The organism is Frigoribacterium sp. AC512 (assembly GCF_979258295.1).
The window spans coordinates 2,189,005-2,210,859 of record NZ_OZ409850.1; the positions used below are offsets into that span (position 1 = coordinate 2,189,005).

At 72.5% G+C, this 21,855-nt stretch carries 21 protein-coding genes; 10 read left to right on the plus strand and 11 right to left on the minus strand.

Annotated features, from left to right (window positions below; all coding sequences use genetic code 11):
• Positions 1-40 precede the first annotated feature (40 nt).
• Complete coding sequence (locus ACZZ97_RS09945; protein WP_463473039.1) at positions 41-1,249, plus strand: cysteine desulfurase-like protein; 1,209 nt, start codon at positions 41-43, stop codon at positions 1,247-1,249.
• 118 nt (positions 1,250-1,367) lie between these two features.
• Here the strand turns inward: ACZZ97_RS09945 and ACZZ97_RS09950 are convergent, their stop codons facing one another.
• The 4 genes from ACZZ97_RS09950 to ychF all read right to left on the minus strand — a co-directional run bounded on the left by ACZZ97_RS09950 (position 1,368) and on the right by ychF (position 5,341).
• Entirely contained in the window at positions 1,368-1,934 is a 567-nt protein-coding gene (locus ACZZ97_RS09950; RefSeq protein WP_463473040.1) for a hypothetical protein, read from the minus strand.
• A 313-nt stretch (positions 1,935-2,247) separates the two neighbouring features.
• Positions 2,248-3,159 (minus strand): patatin-like phospholipase family protein, encoded by a 912-nt coding sequence (locus ACZZ97_RS09955; protein WP_463473041.1) that lies wholly within the window; start codon positions 3,157-3,159, stop codon positions 2,248-2,250.
• A gap of 155 nt (positions 3,160-3,314) precedes the next feature.
• Positions 3,315-4,211 (minus strand): hypothetical protein, encoded by an 897-nt coding sequence (locus tag ACZZ97_RS09960; RefSeq protein WP_463473042.1) that lies wholly within the window; start codon positions 4,209-4,211, stop codon positions 3,315-3,317.
• 56 nt (positions 4,212-4,267) lie between these two features.
• Positions 4,268-5,341, minus strand: coding sequence for a redox-regulated ATPase YchF (gene ychF, locus ACZZ97_RS09965; RefSeq protein ID WP_314103816.1), 1,074 nt, complete (start codon positions 5,339-5,341; stop codon positions 4,268-4,270).
• A 108-nt stretch (positions 5,342-5,449) separates the two neighbouring features.
• On the opposite strand from ychF, the gene ACZZ97_RS09970 reads away from it, so the two are divergent.
• The gene (locus ACZZ97_RS09970) at positions 5,450-6,076 is read left to right on the plus strand and encodes an exonuclease domain-containing protein (RefSeq protein ID WP_463473043.1); all 627 of its coding nucleotides are present in this window, start codon (positions 5,450-5,452) and stop codon (positions 6,074-6,076) included.
• A 262-nt stretch (positions 6,077-6,338) separates the two neighbouring features.
• Positions 6,339-7,667, plus strand: coding sequence for a DNA recombination protein RmuC (locus ACZZ97_RS09975; protein ID WP_463473044.1), 1,329 nt, complete (start codon positions 6,339-6,341; stop codon positions 7,665-7,667).
• A gap of 6 nt (positions 7,668-7,673) precedes the next feature.
• On the opposite strand, the gene glpX is transcribed toward ACZZ97_RS09975, so the two are convergent.
• The gene (glpX, locus tag ACZZ97_RS09980; protein ID WP_314102123.1) at positions 7,674-8,666 is read right to left on the minus strand and encodes a class II fructose-bisphosphatase; all 993 of its coding nucleotides are present in this window, start codon (positions 8,664-8,666) and stop codon (positions 7,674-7,676) included.
• Between the two features lie 157 nt (positions 8,667-8,823).
• Between glpX and fbaA the strand changes: the two genes are divergently transcribed.
• Positions 8,824-9,852, plus strand: a complete 1,029-nt coding sequence (gene fbaA / locus ACZZ97_RS09985) for a class II fructose-bisphosphate aldolase (RefSeq protein WP_463473045.1) — start codon at positions 8,824-8,826, stop codon at positions 9,850-9,852.
• 79 nt (positions 9,853-9,931) lie between these two features.
• Here the strand turns inward: fbaA and ACZZ97_RS09990 are convergent, their stop codons facing one another.
• Both ACZZ97_RS09990 and ACZZ97_RS09995 read right to left on the minus strand, forming a co-directional pair.
• Complete coding sequence (locus ACZZ97_RS09990) at positions 9,932-10,597, minus strand: DUF6264 family protein (RefSeq protein WP_463473046.1); 666 nt, start codon at positions 10,595-10,597, stop codon at positions 9,932-9,934.
• Positions 10,594-11,670 carry a 4-hydroxy-3-methylbut-2-enyl diphosphate reductase gene (locus ACZZ97_RS09995; protein WP_192041097.1) on the minus strand — a complete coding sequence of 359 codons (1,077 nt, stop codon included), beginning with the start codon at positions 11,668-11,670 and terminating at the stop codon, positions 10,594-10,596. Before ACZZ97_RS09995 ends, ACZZ97_RS09990 begins: the two co-directional genes overlap by 4 nt.
• A gap of 129 nt (positions 11,671-11,799) precedes the next feature.
• Here ACZZ97_RS09995 and xseA point away from each other — a divergent pair, with 129 nt between their 5' ends.
• The 5 genes from xseA (at position 11,800) to ACZZ97_RS10020 (ending at position 16,206) form a co-directional block, all read left to right on the plus strand.
• The gene (gene xseA, locus ACZZ97_RS10000; protein ID WP_463473047.1) at positions 11,800-13,089 is read left to right on the plus strand and encodes an exodeoxyribonuclease VII large subunit; all 1,290 of its coding nucleotides are present in this window, start codon (positions 11,800-11,802) and stop codon (positions 13,087-13,089) included.
• Between the two features lie 9 nt (positions 13,090-13,098).
• Positions 13,099-13,344, plus strand: coding sequence for an exodeoxyribonuclease VII small subunit (locus tag ACZZ97_RS10005; protein WP_314102119.1), 246 nt, complete (start codon positions 13,099-13,101; stop codon positions 13,342-13,344).
• Complete coding sequence (locus tag ACZZ97_RS10010; protein WP_463473048.1) at positions 13,341-14,030, plus strand: DUF4245 domain-containing protein; 690 nt, start codon at positions 13,341-13,343, stop codon at positions 14,028-14,030. Before ACZZ97_RS10005 ends, ACZZ97_RS10010 begins: the two co-directional genes overlap by 4 nt.
• Positions 14,031-14,155: 125 nt before the next feature.
• The gene (locus ACZZ97_RS10015) at positions 14,156-14,746 is read left to right on the plus strand and encodes a carbonic anhydrase (protein ID WP_133738733.1); all 591 of its coding nucleotides are present in this window, start codon (positions 14,156-14,158) and stop codon (positions 14,744-14,746) included.
• A gap of 65 nt (positions 14,747-14,811) precedes the next feature.
• Positions 14,812-16,206, plus strand: coding sequence for a class II fumarate hydratase (locus ACZZ97_RS10020; RefSeq protein WP_463473049.1), 1,395 nt, complete (start codon positions 14,812-14,814; stop codon positions 16,204-16,206).
• Positions 16,207-16,295: 89 nt separating this feature from the next.
• Here ACZZ97_RS10020 and ACZZ97_RS10025 read toward each other — a convergent pair whose 3' ends face one another.
• From ACZZ97_RS10025 to ACZZ97_RS10040, 4 genes are all read right to left on the minus strand, one after another.
• A complete protein-coding gene (locus ACZZ97_RS10025; RefSeq protein WP_463473050.1) occupies positions 16,296-17,042 on the minus strand; it encodes a prepilin peptidase in 747 nt (248 codons plus the stop codon).
• A 314-nt stretch (positions 17,043-17,356) separates the two neighbouring features.
• Complete coding sequence (locus ACZZ97_RS10030) at positions 17,357-18,721, minus strand: PhoH family protein (RefSeq protein ID WP_314102115.1); 1,365 nt, start codon at positions 18,719-18,721, stop codon at positions 17,357-17,359.
• Between the two features lie 240 nt (positions 18,722-18,961).
• A complete protein-coding gene (locus ACZZ97_RS10035) occupies positions 18,962-20,089 on the minus strand; it encodes an aminotransferase class V-fold PLP-dependent enzyme (protein ID WP_463473051.1) in 1,128 nt (375 codons plus the stop codon).
• A 122-nt stretch (positions 20,090-20,211) separates the two neighbouring features.
• Complete coding sequence (locus ACZZ97_RS10040; protein ID WP_314102113.1) at positions 20,212-21,000, minus strand: isoprenyl transferase; 789 nt, start codon at positions 20,998-21,000, stop codon at positions 20,212-20,214.
• 66 nt (positions 21,001-21,066) lie between these two features.
• Between ACZZ97_RS10040 and trhA the strand changes: the two genes are divergently transcribed.
• Positions 21,067-21,804, plus strand: coding sequence for a PAQR family membrane homeostasis protein TrhA (trhA, locus tag ACZZ97_RS10045; RefSeq protein WP_463473052.1), 738 nt, complete (start codon positions 21,067-21,069; stop codon positions 21,802-21,804).
• Positions 21,805-21,855: the final 51 nt, after the last annotated feature.

The window sequence follows — 21,855 nt, forward strand, 5'->3', positions numbered from 1 at the left end:
CGGCGACGGCGAGGGCACCGGCACCTGGTAAGCAGGGTGCATGCCCCTCGACGTCGCCGCCCTCCGCTCTGCCTACCCGTCCCTCTCCTCGGGCATCGCCCACTTCGACGGACCGGGCGGCACCCAGACGCCGCGCGTCGTCGGCGAGGCGATCCTCGCCGCGATGACGGGCCCCACGTCGATCCGCGGGACGAGCACCGCCTCCGAGCGCAACAGCGAGGCGACCGTGCAGGCCTTCCGGGCCGCCTACGCGGACTTCCTCGGCGTCCCGCCCGAGGGCGTCGTCCACGGCCGGAGCGCCACCCAGCTCACGTACGACTTCGCGCGCCACCTGTCGGCGTCCTGGGGCCCCGGCGACGAGGTCGTCGTCAGCCGGCTCGACCACGACGCGAACATCCGGCCGTGGGTCCAGGCGGCCGAGGCCGTCGGCGCGACCGTTCGCTGGATCGAGCTCGAACCCGCGACGGGTGAGATCGACCTCGAGTCGGTCGCCGCGGCGATCACCGGCCGCACCCGTCTCGTCGCCGTGACCGCCGCCTCCAACCTGCTCGGCACGCAGCCGCCCGTGGCCGCGATCGCCGACCGGGCACACGCCGTCGGCGCCCTGGTCTGGGTCGACGCGGTCCACTTCGCCGCGCACGAGCTCGTCGACCGGGTCGCGCTCGGAGCCGACTTCGTCGTCTGCTCGCCCTACAAGTTCGCCGGACCGCACTGCGGCGTGCTGGGTGCCGACCCCGAGCTGCTCGAGAGCATCCGGCCGGCGAAGCTGCTGCCCTCGACCGACGTGGTGCCCGAGCGCTTCGAGTTCGGCACGCTCCCCTACGAGCAGCTCGCGGGGGCGACGGCCGCCGTCGACTTCCTCGCCGCGATCGCCCCCGGCGACGCGACCGGCCGCAGGGAGGCGCTGGTCGCCTCCTTCGCCGCCGTCCACGAACACGAGACGGCCCTGCGCGTCGCGCTGGAGGAGCGGCTCGCGCGGGTGCCCGGCCTGACGGTCCGCTCGCGGGCGGCCCGGCGGACGCCGACGCTCTACGTGACGGTCGAGGGGCGGAGCATGCGCGAACTCGCCGCGCACCTCGCGACGCGGGACGTGCTCGCGCCGGCGGGCCACTTCTACGCGATCGAGGCGTGGCAGGCGATGGGCCTCGACGACGCCACGACCGGGCTCCGCATCGGCCTCGCGCCGTACACGGACGACGCCGACGTCGACCGTCTCGTCGCCGGCATCGAGGAGTTCGTCGCCGGCTGAGCCGCCTCGTCGCTGCCGGCCGCCAGGCTCCGACGACCGTCCCGTCCTGTTCCGAGCGTCCCGTCTCGTCGCGGTGCGACGGGATGCTCGGAACAGGACGTGACGTGATTCGCGTCGGCTAGGCCTGGAGCTTCTCGATCAGCTGGGCCTTGGTCAGGCGCGAGACGCCGGTGACGCCCTTGTCGGTGGCGAGCTGACGCAGCGAGACGAGGGTCTGCGCGTGCAGGTCGACGTGCGCCTCGGAGCCGTCGTGCGCCGTGACCGTCGTCTCGTCGGCGTGCGGCAGCGGGGGCGTGTAGGCAGCGCCGGGGCCCTTGGGGGCGCTCGTCGTGGGGACGACGGACTTCTGCGCGACCTCGGCCTCGACCTGCTCGTGCGACTTCGTGGGCTGGGGTGCGGGGACGGCAGGCGTCTCCGGGGAGGCGGTCGGCGCCTCCTTCGAGGAGCCCCCCGACACGCTCTTCGTCGCGCTCTTCACGGCCTTCTTCGTCGCCTTCTCGGCGTCCTTGATCTTCTTCGCCGCGGTGTCGAGGGCGTCCTCGGCCGAGCCGCGGGCCTTCTTGGTCTTCTTGGCGCCGTCGGCCTTGGCGAGCGCCTTGACGCCCTTGCGTGCGTCGACGACGGAGTCGAGGGCGGAGTCGAGCGCCGCGGTCGCGGCCTTCTGGAGCTTCTTCGTGCTGGCCACGGGGCCTCCTCGGATCGGGTGCGGGGTCGCCCTCAGCCTGGCACTGGTCCAGGCGGGCAGCAGCCCGCTCGGAGGCGTCTCCCAGTCAGCGCGACGCACCCCGGAGTGGACCGGACACCTCGGAACGACGGGGTGCATGGTCCACTGCGGGCTGTTCGGGGCTGCTGCCGCGCCGCGCGACCCGCCCTGCCCTGCCCTGCCCTGCCCTGCCCTGCCCTGCCCGTAATTTGAGAGGGATCCTGCCGACCCGATCGCCGCACCGGCCAGAGGCGGCACGGCGGACACGTATCTGTCTCGGTTCGACGCCCGATGCTCAGGCGCCGGTGCCTGTGCCGGCCCAGAACTCGCGGACGGCCTCGACGACGCCCTCGGCCTGACGACGGCCAGCCTCGGCAGCCGGGCCGCGGTTCGCGCTCGAGAGCGAGTTCGCGCCGAACGCGGCGAGGCTCTCGGCGTCCGCCTCGATGACGAAGACGGGCCGGTCGGCGCCCATCCGCGTCGAGACGACGCCGGGCAGGGTCGGTCCGAGCGGGGACTGCGCGAGCTCCGGCCCGCACGAGAGGACGAGCACGCGCTCGGCCGCGTCGGCCACGTCGGCGTTGGTGCCCGAGCGGATGCCGCCGTCCATGGTCGGGCGTCCGTCGACCTCGACGGTCGGCCAGATGAGCGGGACAGAGCAGCTGGCCGCGACGGCCACGTGCAGGGGCACGCCGGAGGCGGCGGTCAGCACCCGGAACTCGCCGTCGGTCGCGTCGACGGTGCAGATCGCGAGCTGCCCCTCGGGCCAGGTGGCCTCCGCGCCGAAGCGCTCGCGCATCGCGGTGACGAGCTCGGGCTCGCTGCCGGTGACGGGCACCTGCCGGGCGAGCGCGCCCAGGCGGGCCCGCGCCTCCTCGGCGTTCGTCGCGCCCTGGATCGCCTGGCCGATGCGCTGCATGAAGTCCTCGCCGTCGAGCGCGGCCTCGGGGGTCGCCGTCGCGGGCACGAGCTGCTCGGCGTACGCGTCGGCGATGCCGCTCGCGCCGAGCCGCAGGGTGGTGCCGACGACCGAGCCCGCGGAGGTGCCGACCACGAGGTCGGCGTCGCCGAGGGGGATGCCCGCCTCGAGCAGGCGGGCGAGCACGCCGAGCTCCCACGCGATGCCGGTGATGCCGCCGCCGCCGAGGACGACGGCGGTGCGGGGTCCGGCCGGGGCCGGGGAGGTGGTGGGGGCGGTGTCGGTCATGGGACCTCCTGGTGAGCGTCGTGGGAACCGGCCCACGCTACGACCCGGGGCCGGCCGGTCCTCTCAGGTGCCGCCTCGCCGGGGCGAGCGACTCACGAGCGCGTCGTCGCGGTGCCGTGCGGACCCGCTCCGCTCGCGGCGACGAGGCCCCGCGGTCAGGACCCGGGCCGCCAGTCGTCGCCGCGGTCGATGACGGTCCGCAACTGGAACGTGTTCTCGCTGGCTGAGCCCCGATACGGGAAGAGCCCCGGCGCCACGGTGCCCCAGCTGGGTCGCCCCTGGTCCGCGCCGAAAGTGGGCAGCGACGCGCCGTACTCGAACAACGTCTCCTGGATCGGGCGGTAGCACGCCGAACCCGTGTCGGAGATGGCCGCGACCGTGCCCAGGGCCCTCAGCCCTGCCTCGTCGCTCCGCCAGACGGGGCCCCCGATGTCGGCAGCCGAGGCCGGGACGTCCGTGCAGAGCAGCACGTACGGGTACGACGCGTAGTAGGCCCCGAGGATGCGACCCTCCGTCCATCCCGTCCCGGCGCCCATCTTGCCGACGAGCATCCCGTAGCGCTGCTGCGCCGTCGGCATCCAGCCCATGATCCGCCCGTCGCCCGGCATGGCTTCCGTGATGGGGTCGACGACCATCTGGTGTGCGTCGTTCCCGGCGGTCATCCGGACCAGCACCGACGGGTCGGAGAAGTTCTTCCAGAACCAGGTCCCGTAGACGCCCGCGTCGCCGCGCACCTCTTCGGGGCTGAGTTCGAAACCACGGGTGCACAATTTCGACGCCGTCAGGAAGAACCCCGAGTCGCCGGCGATGGCGTACCCGCCGGTGCAGACCTTGTCGAGGGCGTCGGGCTCGTTCGCGAACGGGGCGACCTCCCAGATGGACGGCTCACCGGGGCTGTAGTCGTAGCCCACCGCCGCGGGGACCGGCTTCACCACGGCCGTCGCTGTCTCCGGGACGACGCCCCCGAGGGCGGGAGACACCAAGAACGCCGCCGCCAGGGCCAGTGCCGCGCTGGCGCCCAGGAGAGCTGGTCGACGTCTCGACGTGGTCACCCGGGATGTCCTCGTTCGTTCCATAGGAGGAACATAGGGCACCCCCGCCCGACCGACTAGTTGTTGAAGCGGAACTCCACCACGTCGCCGTCCTGCATGACGTACTCCTTGCCCTCGATGCGGGCCTTGCCGGCCGAGCGCGCCTCGGCGATGGAGCCGGTCTCGACGAGGTCGGCGTACGAGATGACCTCGGCCTTGATGAAGCCCTTCTCGAAGTCGGTGTGGATGACGCCGGCGGCCTGCGGGGCCTTCCAGCCCTTGCCGATGGTCCAGGCCCGGGTCTCCTTCGGGCCTGCCGTGAGGTAGGTCTGCAGGCCGAGGGTCTCGAAGCCGATGCGGGCGAGCTGGTCGAGGCCGGACTCGTCCTGGCCGGTCGACGAGAGCAGCTCGGCGGCGTCCTCGGGGTCGAGGTCGATCAGCTCGGACTCGATCTTCGCGTCGAGGAACACGGCCTCGGCCGGGGCGACGAGGGCCGACAACTCGGCCTTCTTCGCGTCGTCGGTGAGGATCGACTCGTCGACGTTGAAGACGTAGATGAAGGGCTTGGCGGTGAGCAGCCCGAGCTCGCGGATGGGCTCGAGGTCGATGCCGGAGGCCGAGAGGGCCTCGCCGCGCTGCAGCGCCTCCTTGGCGGCCACGGCCGTCTCGTGGGTGAGCGGCTCGACGCGCTTGAGGCGAAGTTCTTTCTCGTAGCGGACCAGCGCCTTCTCGACGGTCTCGAGGTCGGCGAGGATCAGCTCGGTGTTGATCGTGCCCATGTCGCCCTCGGGGTCGACCTTGCCGTCGACGTGCACCACGTCGGGGTCGACGAAGCCGCGGACGACCTCGGCGATGGCGTCGGCCTCGCGGATGTTCGCGAGGAACTTGTTGCCGAGGCCCTCGCCCTCGCTCGCGCCCTTGACGATGCCGGCGATGTCGACGAACGACACCGGCGCGGGCAGGGTCTTCTCCGAGCCGAACAGGCCCGCGAGCACGTCGAGGCGGGGGTCGGGCAGGTTGACGATGCCGACGTTCGGCTCGATGGTCGCGAACGGGTAGTTCGCCGCCAGCACCTGGTTCTTGGTCAGGGCGTTGAACAGGGTGGACTTGCCGACGTTGGGCAGTCCGACGATCGCGATAGTGAGAGCCACGGTCAGCCATCGTACCGGCGCGCGACGGGGGCGGCCTCCGGACGGCCCTCGAGCGCAGGAGGCGCGGGTCGACCCGGCAGTGTCCGCGGCGCGTGACACCATGGTGCGATGCCCATCGACTTCACCGCGATCGACTTCGAGACCGCGAACTCGAGCAGCGCCTCCGCCTGCTCCGTCGGCCTCGTCAAGGTCCGCGACGGCGTCGTCGTCGACAAGGTCGGCTGGCTGATCAAGCCGCCGGCGGGGCACGACACGTTCCTCGAGTGGAACACCCGCATCCACGGCATCCGGGCCGACGACGTCGTCGACGCCTTCGAGTGGCACGAGCAGTTCGACCTCATCGCCGAGTTCGCGGGCATCGACGTCTTCGTCGCCCACAACGCCGGCTTCGACATGGGCGTCATCAAGGGCGCGTGCGCGGCGACCGGGGTCACTCCCCCGTCGTGGGCCTACCTCTGCAGCCTCCAGGTCGCCCGTAAGACCTACGCCCTCGACTCGTACCGGCTGCCGCTCGCCGCCGCCGCCGCGGGGTTCACCGGCTTCTCGCACCACGACGCCCTGGCCGACGCCGAGGCCTGCGCCGCCATCGTCGTCCACGCGGCGCAGTTCCACGGGGCCGACGACCTGCGGCAGCTCGCCGACACCGCGCGCGTCGGCATGAAGCGGCTCACGCCCGCGGCACCGCCCGCCGACGCGGCGGCCCCGGCCCCGCGTCACCGCGTCGTCTTCCGCTAGGGGCCTTTCACCCGGCCGCCCGGCCGGGCTCAAGGCGACGAACCGACGCGAAAGCGACGAAACGACTCGGGGCCCCGCGTCGCTTTGTCGCTTTCGCGTCGGGACCTCGCCGGGGCGGCCGCCGCGGCTGCGACTGCGGCTGCAGGCGCGCAGCGCGCAGCGCGCAGCGCGCAGTGCTCGCCGCGCGCGCCGCGACCGCCGGGCGCGCCGCTCGCGGCGCGCGCTCGCGGCCGGTGTCGGCGGCTGCTGCGACACTCCCTGCATGACCTCACCGCTCCTCCTCGTGGCCCTCGTCGTCGTCGCGCTCGGGGTCGGCACGACCCTCGGCGTGCTGCTGTCCCGGTCCCGGGCCGCCGAGGCCACGGCACGGCTCTCGGCCGACGCCGCCGCCGCCCGCGCGACCGTCGAGGGCTACCGCGAGCGACTGATCGACCTCGACGAGCAGCACCGGCGCGAGGTCGCCGGGCAAGAGGAGCGGCTGCGCGAGTTCCAGGACAGGCTGCGCGACTCCCGCATCGCCGAGGCCGAGCGGGTCCGCTCCGAGGGCCAGGTCATGACGGCCCTCAGCCCGGTGGCCCAGAGCCTCGCCGCGGTCCAGGCGAAGGTCGCCGAGCTGGAAGAACAACGCGCGCACCAGTACGGCACGCTCAGCGAGCAGCTGCGCAGCGCCGTCGCGTCGGAAGAACGGCTGCGCAGCACGGCCGAGTCGCTGGCCTCCGCCCTCCGCTCGAACAGCACCCGCGGGGTCTGGGGCGAGACGCAGCTGCGCAACGTCGTCCAGGCCGCGGGGCTCGTCGAGCGGGTCGACTTCGACCTGCAGAGCAGCATCTCGAGCGACGCCGGCGCCGGCCGGCCCGACATGGTGGTGCACCTGCCCGGCGGCAAGAACATCGCCGTCGACGCGAAGGTGCCGTTCGCGGCGTTCCTCGAGGCGAGCGCCATCCCCGCGACGGCCGTCGGAGAAGAGGCGGCTCGTCGAGAGGTGCTCGTTCGGCAGCACGTCAGGGCGCTGCGGGCCCACGTCGACGCGCTCTCGGCCAAGACCTACTGGGCCGGGCTCGAGTCGTCGCCCGAGCTCGTCATCGCGTTCATCCCCAGCGAGTCGCTCGTGTCGAGCGCTCTCGAGGCCGACCCCTCGCTGATGGACTACGCGTTCCAGAAGCGCGTCGCCCTCGCCTCCCCCGTCACCCTCTGGTCGGTGCTCAAGACCGTCGCCTTCAGCTGGCAGCAGGACGTGGTCACCAACGAGGCGAAGGTCCTCTTCGACCTCAGCCGCGAGCTCTACGGCAGGCTCGCGACCATGGCCGGCCACGTCGACAAGCTGGGCCGGTCGCTGCGCGGCTCGGTGAACGACTACAACCGCTTCGTGGGCTCCCTCGAGCGCACGGTGCTGCCGTCGGCACGTCGCCTGAGCATGCTCGACGAGACGAAGACCCTCACCTCGCCGACGGTCGTGGAAGAACTGCCCCGAGACCTCACGGCGGCAGAACTGACGACCGCCCTCGACGCCGACCGCGAGGTCGAGGCGTCGAGGGCGGCGGCTGACGAGCGTGAGGCGAGCCCGGCGAGCTGGACCGGCCGGGCGAGCTAGCGCGAGCTAGGCGGTCTCGCCGTACCACTTCGAGACGAGGTGGTCGGCCTCGACGCGACGGATGGTGCCCGAGTGCGAGCGGAGCACGATGCTCGACGTGCGGATCATGCCCTGCTTGCGCTTGACGCCCGCGACGAGGGCGCCGTCGGTGACGCCGGTGGCGACGAAGTAGGCGTTGTCGCCCTTGACGAGGTCGTCCTGGTCGAGCACGCGGTCGAGGTCGTGGCCGGCGTCGATCGCCTTCTGGCGCTCCGCGTCGTCCTTCGGGGCGAGGCGCGTGAGGATGAGGCCGCCGAGCGCCTTCACGGCGCAGGCCGTGATGATGCCCTCGGGGGTGCCGCCGATGCCGACGCACATGTCGATGCGCGAGTCGGGACGGGCCGCGTTGATGCCGCCGGCGACGTCGCCGTCGAGCAGCAGGCGGGTGCCCGCGCCCGCGGCGTGGATCTGCTGGATCAGGTCGGCGTGACGAGGACGGTCGAGCACGGCGACCTGGATGTCCTCGACGGCGAGCCCCTTGGCGTCGGCCAGGGCGCGGATGTTCTCGCCGACCGGCTTGTCGAGGTCGATCACGCCGATGCCCTCGGGGCCCGTGACGATCTTGTCCATGTAGAAGACGGCGCTGGGGTCGAACATGCTGCCGCGGTCGCTGACCGCGATGACGGAGAGGGCGTTCATGCGGCCCGCGGCGGTGAGGCTCGTGCCGTCGATCGGGTCCACGGCGATGTCGCAGGCGGGGCCGAAGCCGTTGCCCACGTGCTCGCCGTTGAAGAGCATCGGCGCCTCGTCCTTCTCGCCCTCGCCGATCACGACGACGCCGTCGAAGGCGACGGTGCCGAGGAACTTGCGCATCGCGTCGACCGCGGCGCCGTCGGCGGCGTTCTTGTCGCCCTTGCCGATGAACGGGGCGCTGCGGATCGCGGCGGCCTCGGTCGCCCTCACCAGCTCCATGCCCAGGTTGCGGTCGGGGTGCGAGTAGAGGGTTCCGGAGTCAGCCATGCTCCGGAGCCTACCCGGGAGGCGCCTCCCCGACGGCCGTTGCACAGACGTGCACGCCCGTCCCCGACCCCTCCTCACCCGTCGCTGCCCGGTCCGCGCCTGGGGCCCCTGACTAGGGTGGAGGAGCACCCCACACGCCATCATCGAAGGAGATCCGATGCCCGTCGCAACCCCCGAGCAGTACGCCGAGATGCTGGACAAGGCGAAGAACAAGGGGTTCGCCTACCCCGCCGTCAACGTGTCGTCGTCGCAGACGATCAACGCCGTGCTCCAGGGCCTCACCGAGGCCGGCAGCGACGGCATCATCCAGGTCACGACGGGCGGCGCCGACTACTTCGCGGGCCAGACGGTCAAGAACCGTGCCGCGGGTGCCATCGCGTTCGCGAAGTTCGCCACCGAGGTCGCCAAGAACTATCCCGTCACGGTCGCGCTGCACACCGACCACTGCCCCAAGGACGCCCTCGACGGGTTCGTCCTGCCCCTCATCGCCGCCAGCGAGGAAGAGGTCAAGGCCGGTCGCAACCCGCTCTTCCAGTCGCACATGTGGGACGGCTCGGCCGTCCCCCTCGACGAGAACCTCGAGATCGCGCAGCAGATGCTCAAGCGCACCGCCGCGATCAACGCCATCCTCGAGGTCGAGATCGGCGTCGTCGGCGGCGAGGAGGACGGCGTCCAGCACGAGGGCTCCAACGAGGCGCTCTACACGACCGTCGGCGACGTGACCCGCGCCGTCGAGACGCTCGGCCTCGGCGAGAACGGCCGCTACATCGCCGCCCTCACCTTCGGCAACGTCCACGGCGTCTACAAGCCCGGCAACGTCAAGCTCCGCCCCGAGCTGCTCGGCGAGATCCAGCAGGGGATCCAGGAGCGCTTCGGCACGGCCGAGAAGCCCCTCGAGCTCGTGTTCCACGGCGGGTCGGGCTCGTCCGACGCCGAGATCCGCGAGGCCGTCTCGAACGGCGTCGTGAAGATGAACCTCGACACCGACACGCAGTACGCCTTCAGCCGGTCGATCGCCGACACGGTGCTGAAGAACTACGACGGCTTCATCAAGGCCGACGGCGAGGTCGGCAACAAGAAGCAGTACGACCCCCGCGCCTGGGGCAAGGTCGCCGAGTCGGCGATGGCCGCCCGCGTGGTCGAGGCGACCAAGCAGCTCGGCTCGTTCGGCCAGTCGGGCAGCTAGTCCGCACCTCCTGGTCCGACGCGAGAGGCCCCGCAGCGACGAGCTGCGGGGCCTCTCGTCACGACGACGGGCAGAGGGCCTAGGAGGCGGAGCCCGACATGTCGAGGACGGACTGGACGAACGCCGGGTCGCCCAGGAACACGGGCAGCACGATCAGCATCTGCACGATCGTCACGACGATCCCGGCCGTGAGGGGAACCCAGAAGGTGATCGCGCCCGCCCGGAGGCGCCGGACGGTCCACACGAGCATCGGCACGAAGACGACGAGCGACACGATGGCGATCGCCCCGCCCGCCTGCTGCAGCTCGGCCCGACGCGAGAAGTCGTCGACCGGGTACCCCGCGGCGGCGAGCGTCGCGAGCGCGGACCGCGAGAAGCTCGACACGAGGACGAGGTTCGAGATGACGTTGTAGCCCGCGAGGCCGAGCAGGACGAACGTGGCGACACGGTCGACACGGCGTCCGGTGCTCAGCGCGGCTGGCGTCGGAGGTGGTCCCGGATACGGCTGCGCGCCTCCTTCGCCCTGGCCCTGGCCGCGCTGCGACCACGACGTGGGCTGTGGCCCGGGCAGCTGCCCGACCGGCGGCGCCTCGCCCTGGCCCGCAGGAGGCGCGGACTCGGCAGGTGCGACCGGGCTGACCCAGCCCTCGGGCGCGTACTCGCCGTACCGGGGACGAGGGCGCAGATCGCGTCCTGCCGACGAGTCGCCGTCGCGGCCGTCGCGCTGGTCGCGGTCGTCGCTCATCGGGCGGTGCGTCCGCCGAGCGCGCGGGTGTCGGTCTGGCCCTGGGCGTCCTTGCGGAGCTCCTTGGGGAGGGAGAACATCAGGTCCTCCTCGGCCGTGACGACCTCGGACACGTCGCCGTAGCCGGCGTCGGCGAGGTCGTCGAGGACCTCCTTCACGAGGACCTCGGGCACGGAGGCGCCGGACGTGACGCCGACGGTCTCGACGCCGTCGAGCCACTCCTGCTTGATCTCGCTCGAGTAGTCGACGCGGTAGGCGGCCTTGGCTCCGTGCTCGAGGGCGACCTCCACGAGGCGCACGCTGTTCGAGCTGTTGGCCGAGCCCACGACGATGACGAGGTCGGAGTCGACGGCGACCTTCTTGATGGCCACCTGACGGTTCTGCGTGGCGTAGCAGATGTCGTCGCTCGGGGGGTTCTGGATGGTCGGGAAGCGCTCGCGGAGGCGGCGGACCGTCTCCATGGTCTCGTCGACGCTCAGCGTCGTCTGCGACAGCCAGACGAGGTTGTCGGGGTCGTCGATGACGAGGTCGTCGACCTCGGCCGGGTTCTGCACGAGGGTGGTGCGGTCGGCGGCGTGGCCCATCGTCCCCTCGACCTCTTCGTGGCCGGCGTGGCCGATGAGGATGATGTGGCGGCCCTGCGACCCGAAGCGCACGGCCTCGCGGTGCACCTTCGTCACGAGGGGGCAGGTCGCGTCGATCGCCTGGAGGCCGCGGTCGGCGGCGCCCTGCACGACGGCCGGCGAGACTCCGTGGGCGCTGAAGACGACGTGCGAGCCCTCGGGGACCTCCTCGACCTCGTCGACGAAGATCGCGCCCTGACGCTCGAGCGTCGACACGACGTGGACGTTGTGGACGATCTGCTTGCGGACGTAGACGGGCGAGCCGTAGTGCTCGAGGGCCTTCTCGACGGCGATGACCGCCCGGTCGACGCCGGCGCAGTAACCGCGGGGAGCAGCGAGCAACACCCGCTTCGTCCCGTTGACGGGGGTGTCCCGTAGCCTGTTGCGCAGCGCAGGGACGCGCGGGGTCGGGAGGTCGACGGCGATGGCGCCGTTCGTGATGTGTGCCACCCGTCGATGATAGGCGTGACGACTGGTCGCGTTCTGGGAGGCCCTGCCCTCCGTGCCCCGCCCGCGCCCCTGCCACGCCTCCTGCCCTGACCGCTCCCCCGTCCGCTCCGACCCAGAGGACACCCCTGCATGACGATCGTCACCCCGCCGTCCACCGCCGATGCGCCCTGGCCGGTCGGCCTGCTCGCGGGCAAGGTGCGCGACTGGATCGACCGGCTCGGCACGGCCTGGGTCGAGGGGCAGATCACTCAATGGAACGTCTCGGGCGGCAACGTCTACGGCAAGCTGCGCGACCTCGAGCAGGACGTCACGGTGTCGTTCTCGATCTGGTCGAGCGTCCGGTCGAGGGTCCCCGCCGACCTCAAGCAGGGCGACCGCGTGATCGCGGCCGTCAAGCCGAACTACTGGGTCAAGGGCGGCTCGCTGACCATGCAGGTCTTCGAGATGCGGCACGTCGGGCTGGGCGACCTGCTCGAGCGCCTCGAGCGCCTGCGGGGCCAGCTCGCCGCCGAGGGCCTCTTCTCCCCCGACCGCAAGAAGCGCCTCCCGTTCCTGCCGCAGTGCATCGGTCTCGTGACGGGTCGCGACAGCGACGCCGAGAAGGACGTGCTGCGCAACGCGCAGCTGCGGTGGCCGTCGGTCACGTTCCGCGTCGTGCACGCGGCGGTGCAGGGCGACCGCTCGGTGGGCGAGGTCACCGCCGCCGTGCAGCAGCTCGACGCCGACCCCGAGGTCGACGTCATCATCGTGGCCCGGGGCGGCGGCGACTTCCAGAACCTGCTCGGCTTCAGCGACGAGTCGCTGGTGCGTGCGGTGGCCGCGTGCACGACGCCCGTGGTCAGCGCCATCGGGCACGAGGCCGACCGCCCCCTGCTCGACGACGTCGCCGACCTGCGGGCCTCGACCCCGACCGACGCCGCCAAGCGCGTGGTGCCCGACGTCAACGAAGAGCTGTCGCGCGTGCAGCAGGCCCGGTCGCGCATCGGGGTGCGGCTGAACCAGATCGTCTCGACCGAGATCGACCGGCTCGAGCAGGTGCGCAGCCGCCCCGTGCTGGCCTCGCCGCAGACGCTCGTCGACGTGCGCGCCGACGAGGTCGTGCGGGCCGTCGCGCGCGGCGAAGAGCTGGTGGCCCGGGCCGTCGAGCGGGCGCACACGCGGGTCTCCGAGCTGACCGCCCAGCTGCGTGCGCTCTCGCCCCAGGGCACACTGCGGCGCGGCTACTCGATCGTCCAGCTGCCGGGCGGCGGGGTGCTCCGCGACCCTGCCGACGCCCCCGAGTCCACGCCGCTCGTGCTCACCGTCGAGGGAGGCGCGCTGCAGGCCGTCAGCACCGGCGCCTCCTCCCCAGGTCCCGCCTCCTCCCCGTCCTCCTCGTCGTCGAGCGACGCCGCTTCCCCTGCCAGCACCTCTCGTTAGGATCGACCCGTGGCACAGTCCTCCTCCCCCGCACCCTCCCCGTCCGCCCCGGCCGACGTGGCGTCGCTCAGCTACGAAGAGGCACGCGACGAGCTCGTGACGGTCGTGTCCGAGCTCGAGCAGGGGGCGTCGACCCTCGAGCGGTCGCTCGCCCTGTGGGAGCGAGGCGAGGCCCTCGCCCGCCGCTGCGAAGAGTGGTTGCTCGGCGCGCGTGAGCGCCTCGAGGCCGCCCGACGACAGGTGCCCGCCGAATGACCGACCCCGGCCCCCGCGGGAACGGCCGCGGCCCCCGCCAGAAGCCGCCGCGCGTCGTCGCCGAGCTCGGCCGACCCGAGACGCCGGACGAGACCGCGCGTCGCAAGGCCGAGAACACCCGCAAGCACTACGCCAACCAGACGGCCGTCAACCTCACGTTGTCGATCGTGGCGTCGCTCGCCGTCGTCCTGTTCCTGGTGCTGGTCGTCGTCCGCCCGGGCGGCACGGTCAACCGCCAGGAGATCGACTACCGGTCGGTGGCGCAGAGCGCCGAGAGCAACGTCGACGTGCCGCTCGCCGCCCCCGTCCTGCCCGACGGCTGGACCTCGAACCGTGCCGACATCTCGACGGGCTCCGCCGACGGCGTCGCCACCTGGTACGTCGGGCTCATCACTCCGACCGAGCAGTTCATCGCGCTCGAGCAGGGCGTCGACGCCAACGCGACGTGGGTCGCCAACGCGGTGCAGGCGCGACCGGCGACGGGCGCGACGACGATCGCCGGCCTCGACTGGCAGGTCTACGACCGCCGGGACGGCGAGAGCCCCGGCAACTACGCCTACTCGATGACGACCACGGTCGACCGCAGCTCGTACGTGCTGCACGGCACGGCTGACGACGTCGAGTTCGAGCAGCTCGCGACCGCGCTGGCCGAGCAGCTGGCCGACCAGACAGGAGACGCGTCGTGACCGACCCCCGCACCGACACCGCGACCGAGGGCGGCGTCCCCGGCACGACCGCCGTGCCCGTCGCCGACCTGGCGGTGCCCTCGCCTCCCGCCGACCCGCTGACCCCGGGGCGCGCGTGGGAGCGCATGAAGGCCGGCAACGAGCGCTTCGTGACCGGGGCTCCTCAGCACCCCCACCAGGACAGCGACCGGCGTGCCCTGCTGGCCGGCGGGCAGGAGCCCGTGGCGGCCCTGTTCGGCTGCGCCGACTCCCGTCTCGCCGCCGAGATCATCTTCGACGTCGGCCTCGGCGACCTCTTCGTCGTCCGCAACGCCGGCCAGGTCGTCGGCGACACCGTCATCGCCTCGCTCGAGTACGCGGTCTCGGTGCTCGGCGTGCCGCTCATCGTCGTGCTCGGCCACGACAGCTGCGGTGCGGTCGCGACCGCCATCGACTCGCTCACGAGCGACGCGCCTCCCGGGTCGCGGTTCCTCGGCGACCTCGTCGACATGATCGTGCCCAGCGTCCGGCGGGCGACGATCGCTCTCGAGCCGGGCGCCGTGCTCGACCCGCGCGCGGTCGGGGCGCTGCACATCCAGGCCTCCGTCGAGGCCCTGGTGGGCCGGAGCGCGCTCATCTCGGCCGCCGTGGCCGAGGGTAGGTTGACCGTGGTCGGGGCGAACTACGCGCTCGCCGACGGCCGCGTCGACCCGTCGATCATCATCGGTCGACTCTGACGCCGCGGGGGCGACCGGCCCCCGTGACACCGCCCCACGAGGGCCGAAGGAAGGACGATGACGTCGTGACCACTACCGAGTACCGCATCGAGCACGACACGATGGGCGAGGTGCGGGTCCCCGCGTCGGCCCTGTGGCGGGCGCAGACCCAGCGGGCCGTCGAGAACTTCCCCATCTCGGGAGCCGGCCTCGAGGCTGCGCAGATCGTGGCCCTGGCACGCATCAAGCGGGCGGCCGCCGTCGTGAACGGCCGACGGGGCATCGTCCCCGCGGGCGTGGCCGACGCGATCGTCGCCGCCGCCGACACGATCATCGGCGGCCAGCACCACGACCAGTTCCCCGTCGACGTCTACCAGACCGGCAGCGGGACCTCGTCGAACATGAACATGAACGAGGTGCTGGCCAGCCTGGCCGGCACCGTCGACGGGGTCGACGTGCACCCCAACGACCACGTCAACGCGTCGCAGTCCTCGAACGACGTGTTCCCGACCTCCGTGCACGTCGCCGTGACCGGAGCCCTGCTGCACGACCTCGTGCCGGCCCTCGGGCACCTCGCCGAGTCGCTCGAGCGCAAGGCCGCCGAGTGGGCCGGCGTCGTCAAGGCGGGCCGCACCCACCTGATGGACGCGACCCCGGTGACGCTCGGCCAGGAGTTCGGCGGCTACGCCCGCCAGATCCGTCTCGGTGTCGAGCGGGTCCAGGCGACCCTCCCCCGCGTCGCCGAGGTGCCGCTCGGAGGCACCGCGACGGGCACGGGCATCAACACCCCCGTCGGCTTCCCGCAGGAGGTCATCTCCGTGCTCGCCGACGACAGCGGCCTGCCCGTGACCGAGGCGCTCGACCACTTCGAGGCGCAGGGCGCCCGCGACGGACTCGTCGAGGCGTCGGGCGCGCTCCGCGTGCTCGCGGTCAGCCTGACGAAGATCAACAACGACATCCGCTGGATGGGCTCGGGCCCGAACGCCGGCCTCGGCGAGCTGCACGTCCCCGACCTGCAGCCCGGGTCGTCGATCATGCCCGGCAAGGTCAACCCCGTCGTGCCCGAGGCCGTGCTGATGGTCTCGGCACGGGTGATCGGCAACGACGCCACGATCGCCTGGGCCGGAGCCTCCGGCTCGTTCGAGCTCAACGTCGCCATCCCGGTGATGGGCACCGCGCTGCTCGAGTCGATCCGCCTCCTCTCGAACGCGACCCGGGTGCTCGCCGACAAGACCGTCGACGGCCTCGAGGCCGACGTCGAGCGTGCCCGCGCCATGGCCGAGTCCTCGCCGTCCATCGTCACGCCGCTGAACCGCGTGATCGGCTACGAGGCGGCGGCGAAGGTCGCGAAGCACGCCGTGGCGCAGAAGATCACCGTGCGCGAGGCCGTCGTCGATCTCGGCTTCGTCGAGCGCGGCGAGGTCACCGAGGAGCAGCTCGACTCGGCGCTCGACGTGCTGAGCATGACCCGCCCCGGCTGAGCGACCCCTCCCGCACCGTCGGCCGCCGCCGATCCCGACGACGCCCCGTCCGCATCCACCGCGGACGGGGCGTCTCGGCGTCGTGCGGCCTACGACGAGCCGAGGACCGTCGACGTGGCGACGACCGCGAGCCACCAGCCGGCGAGCAGCACCGGTCCGAACGGGATGGCCACCCTGGCCGGCGAGGTGTCCCGTCGTCGGACGGCGACCGCGGCGGTGCCGTGCACCCCCCCGAGCAGCGCCACGGCCAGGAGCCAAGCGAGCGGTGCCGACGGTGATGCCAGCGCCGCAGCCACGACGCCGACGCTCGCGAGCTTGGCGTCGCCGGCGCCGAGCCCCCCGGTGTGCACGAGCGGGACGCACGCGACGAGCACGACCAGGCCGAGGAGGCACGCCCACGCCGCCGAGACCCCGCCACCGGTGCCGACGGCGAGCGCCACACCCGCAGCCGCGCCGACCAGCACCACCAGGACCAGCACGTTCGGGAGCCGCCGCTCCGCGATGTCGACTCGGACGAGTGCGCCGGTCACGACGGCGAGTGCCGACGCCGCGACCGTCCCGGGCGAGGACAGGTCCAGCACGGCCACGAGGCCCACCAGCGCGAGACCCACGACGACGTCGATCCGCGTCGGCCTGCTGCTCCGTGACGAGCGCAGGGCGGAGTGTTGCTCGCCGCGCTCGTCCTCGTCCCGGGCGCGGGACTCGCCGGGCTCGCCGGCCTCGTCTCCCTCTCGGCCGCGCTCGTCCCGCTCGCGCTCGGCCGCGCCGAGTCCGTCCCGGCCGCCCTCGTGTCGGCTGCGCTCGTCCCGGCCGCCCTCGTGTCCCGTCGTCGTCATGTCTCGACCATGAAGACCGAGTCCGCGCCGCCTCCTCGAGACGGCCCGCCCCTGTGGACGATCCCGCCTGGGCCGCGCCCGTGCAGGAGGCACCCCCACGTCCGTCACGATCGCGATCGCGATCGCTCGACGCTGCGACGCTCCCTAGGGGTGTCACGTCGTCGCATGCCGTCCCCTCGTCAGAGCAGGCGCCGGACCGGTGGCGAGTCGCCCCGGGATGCTGCCCCAGTCATGCCGAGGGAACCTCCCGGGGCGACTCGTCCGCCGAGCGCTGCGAGCCCGCAGTCGGCAGGGCTCGCCGTGCGTGGCGAGCCCTAGGCGAGCTCGTTCGACTCGAGCAGCTCGGTGACGAGCGCCGCGATGGCCGAGCGCTCCGAGCGTGTCAGGGTCACGTGTCCGAAGAGCGGGTGCCCCTTGAGCGTCTCGATCACGGACGCGACGCCGTCGTGGCGCCCGACCCGCAGGTTGTCGCGCTGGGCCACGTCGTGGGTGAGGACGACCCGGCTGTTCTGCCCGATGCGGCTGAGCACCGTGAGCAGCACGTTGCGCTCGAGCGACTGCGCCTCGTCGACGATCACGAACGCGTCGTGCAGCGACCGGCCGCGGATGTGCGTCAGCGGCAGGACCTCGAGCAGACCGCGCTCGACGACCTCGTCGAGCACGTTCTGCGACACGATGGCGCCCAGGGTGTCGAAGACGGCCTGGCCCCAGGGGTTCATCTTCTCGGCGGCGTCGCCGGGCAGGAAGCCCAGGTCTTGCCCGCCGACCGCGTACAGCGGCCGGAACACCATGATCTTCTTGTGCTGCTGCTTCTCGAGCACCGCCTCGAGCCCGGCGCAGAGGGCGAGCGCCGACTTGCCCGTGCCCGCGCTGCCGCCGAGCGAGACGATGCCGACCTCGGGGTCGAGCAGCAGGTCGATGGCGAGCCGCTGCTCCGCCGAGCGGCCGTGCAGCCCGAACACGTCGCGGTCGCCGCGCACCAGCCGGGCCTCGCCTCGGGCGGTGACCCGACCGAGGGCCGAGCCACGGTCCGAGTGCACGACGAGCCCGGTGTTCACCGGGACGTCGGCGAGCGCCCGCGAGCTGATCGTCTCCTTCTCCCAGAACGACGCCATCTGGTCGCTCGAGACGTCGAGCTCGCTCAGGCCGGTGTAGCCGCTGTCGACGACCTGCTCGGCGCGGTACTCCTCCGCCGCGAGTCCGATGGAGGCCGCCTTGACGCGCAGCGGGAGGTCCTTCGAGACGACCGTCACGGCCAGCCCGTCGTTCGCCAGGTTCGACGCGACCGCGAGGATGCGCGAGTCGTTGTCGCCGAGCTGGAGGCCCGAGGGCAGCACCGACATGTTCGAGTGGTTGAGCTCGACCCGGAACGAGCCGCCCGACCCGACCTCGACCGGGAAGTCGAGGCGGTCGTGCGCCACGCGCAGTCCGTCGAGGAGGCGCAGCGCCTGTCGCGCGAAGTAGCCCAGCTCCGGATCGTGGCGCTTGCCCTCGAGCTCGCTGACGACGACGACGGGCAGCACCACGTCGTGCTCGGCGAACCGGAAGATCGCCTGCGGATCGCTCAGCAGCACGGACGTGTCGAGCACGTAGGTGCGCTGGTCGACCGCGGTGCGGGGCGAGCCCGCCCGACGGTCTGCTGAGGTGCTCTGCTGGTCGGCCCGGGTGTTGACGGTCACGACGACTCCATCTCCGAGCGACGAGGCACTCGGTACCTTCGGCAGGACGGCCGCGGAGCAATCGCGAGGCGAACTTTCGTGGCCGTCTCGACCGGGCTACTTGCCCGATGAGCCGAACCTACGTCGTGCCTCCGACACGGGTCCAGCACGGCACGCCGTGTCGTGTGACGATCAGGTGAACGACTCTCAGGTGCTGATGGAGGGTCTGCGGGCCGGCTCAGGCCAGGCCGAGTCGGGCCCTCAGTACGAGATCGCGCTCCCGTACGACATCAGCGCCTCGCGGAGCAGGCCGAAGGAGTCCTCGCCGTTCGACACGTGGGTGCTGAGACGGACGCTGGTGCTCCGCACCGTCGCGCTGACCCCGTGGTTCAGCAGCGAGGCGGTCAGAGCCGTCAGGTGCTGCGGCTCCGGCTCGAGCACGACGATGCCGGCCCGCTCCGACTCGACGCGCGACGAGGCCACCGGCACGGCGAACTCGTCGGCGAGGTCGATGAGCCGGGTCGCCCGCTCGGCGACGGCCCCGGCGACGGGACGGATGCCGACGGCCGCGATCTCCTCCAGCGAGGTCGCGAGGCGCGCCTCCGCGATGGGGTCGGGGCGGGAGAGCTGGAACGCGGCGGCGCCCGGGGCCGGCTCGGCGCCGCGCTCGTACGATTCGCCGAGGGTGATCTCTGAGCCGTGCACGCCGCTGAACACGGGCGTGAGATCGGTCAGCGCGCGGTCGCTGAGCGCCATGAAGCCGGTTCCCCAGCCCGCCCGCAGCCACTTCTGCCCGCCGGTGACGAGCACGTCCGCGACGGCCCAGGGCGCGTCGACGACGCCGAAGCCCTGGATGCCGTCGACGATCAGCAGCCGGTCGCCGATCACCTGGCGGATGCCCTCGAGGTCGGCCAGGTAGCCCGTGCGGTAGTCGACGACGCTGACGGCGACCGCGGTCACCGACGGCGTCAGGTGCTCGCGGAGCACCGCGGGAGTGACCGCGTCGTCCGGCACGTCGAGCCAGACCGTGTCGAGCACGCGCAGGGCCGAGGAGGCGCGGGTCGCGGTCAGCGGAGTGGTCGGGTACTCCCGCGGCGACATCGCGAGGGCGCCCGTCAGCCCGAACAGCGTGTGCAGCATGCCCTGGCTCGTGCTCGGCTGGAACACGACGTGGTCGGTCGGGAACCCGGTGAGCGCGGCGACGGCCCGGCGCGCGCGCCCTGCCTGCTCGTCGAGGGCGACGACCGAGCCGTGCCGTGAGCGCGACTGGAGCTCGGTCAGGGCCCGCGCCTCCTGCACGACGCCCGTGCCCATCGGGCCGAAGGAGGCGAAGTCGAACCAGCCCGCCTCGTCGGCGAAGCCGGCGGCGAAGTCGTCGATGGTGGTCACGGTGGTGCTCCTCGGATCAGGGTCCTCCACCGTACCCGGCCTCAGGCGTCGAGGGACCGAGCGGCCGACGGGCGCCGGGCATGGGGCGCCGGGGCCGGGCGCCGAGGCGACAGCCGCCGACGTCAGCTGCCGAAGCGGCGGTGCCGCAGGGCGAAGTCGCGGACGGCGCGGAGGAAGTCGACCTCGCGGAGGTCGGGGTAGAGCGCCTCGACGAAGTAGAACTCGCTGTGGGCGCTCTGCCACAGCATGAAGTCGCTGAGCCGCTGCTCGCCCGACGTGCGGATGACGAGGTCGGGGTCGGGCTGGCCGCCGGTGTAGAGGTGCTCGGCGATCAGCTCGGGGGTGAGGACCTCGGCGAGCGCGTCGAGGGTGCCGCCCGCCGCGTCGTGGGCCCGGACGATGCTGCGCATGGCGTCCGCGATCTCGCGGCGGCCGCCGTACCCGACGGCGAGGTTGACGTGCAGGCCGCCGTGGTCGCGCGTGCGCTCCTCGGCGGCGGTGAGGGAGGCGCAGAGACCGGCGGGCAGGTCGTCGGTCGCGCCGACGTGCTGCACCTTCCAGTCGCGCTGGTGCGAGAGCTCGTCGGCGACGTCCCCGATGATGCCGAACAGCTCGGTCAGCTCGTCGGAGGCGCGGTTGCCGAGGTTGTCGGCCGACAGGAGGTAGAGGGTGACGACGCGGATGCCGAGGTCGTCGCACCAGGTGAGGAACTCGCTGATCTTCGCGGCGCCGGCGCGGTGCCCGTGCGCGGCGGTCTCGAGCATGCGGGCCTTGGCCCAGCGGCGGTTGCCGTCGACGATCATGGCGACGTGGTGGGGCAGCTCGGCCCCGTCGAGCTCACGACGCAGACGCCGCTGGTACAGGCCGTACAGCAGGCCGCCGGCCACGGGAGGCCGTCCGGGACTCTTCACGTGCCCAGGTTAACCCACCCGCGCGGTCCCAGCGGTCGCCGGGCCGCCTCCCCTACGCTCGCCCTCATGAGCACCTCCTCGCCCTCTCCGGTCGCCGACGACGGCGGTGCGGAGCTGCCGAACGTCCCCCTGCTCGACGACGCCCTCGACTACTCGTCGATCGAGCGCAAGCCCACCTGGCGCGGCTGGATCCACGCGGGGACGTTCCCGGTCGCGATCGCGACGGGGATCGTCCTGGTCGTGCTCGCCGACGGTGCCGCCGCGACCTGGGCCTGCGCGGTGTTCATGACGACGTCGCTGCTGCTCTTCGGCATCTCGGCGACATACCACCGGTTCCCGTGGAGCCCGCGTGCGAAGGTGTTCCTCAAGCGGCTGGACCACTCGAACATCTTCCTGCTGATCGCCGGCACGTACACGCCGATCGCGGCGATCGCCCTCCCGCCCGGCAAGTCGGCCCTGCTGCTGACGCTCGTCTGGACGGCGGCTGCCTTCGGCATCGCGTTCCGGGTGTTCTTCATCCACGCGCCCCGCTGGCTCTACGTGCCGCTGTACATCCTCATGGGGGTCGGCGCGCTCGGGTTCCTGCCCGACCTGTTCGCGGCGTCCGTGCCGATGACGGTCCTCGTGCTCGTCGGCGGTCTGCTCTACATCGTCGGCGCGGTCTTCTACGCGCTGAAGCGCCCGAACCCGGCACCCGGCCGCTTCGGGTTCCACGAACTGTTCCACGCCTGCACCGTGCTCGCGTACCTCTGCCACTGGACGGGCATCCTGGTCCTCGCGCTGAACGCCCCGGCGTTCCGCTAGGCGCCGCCGCCTCGATACGATCGACGGCAGACCACCGCGCCGACGACGCCG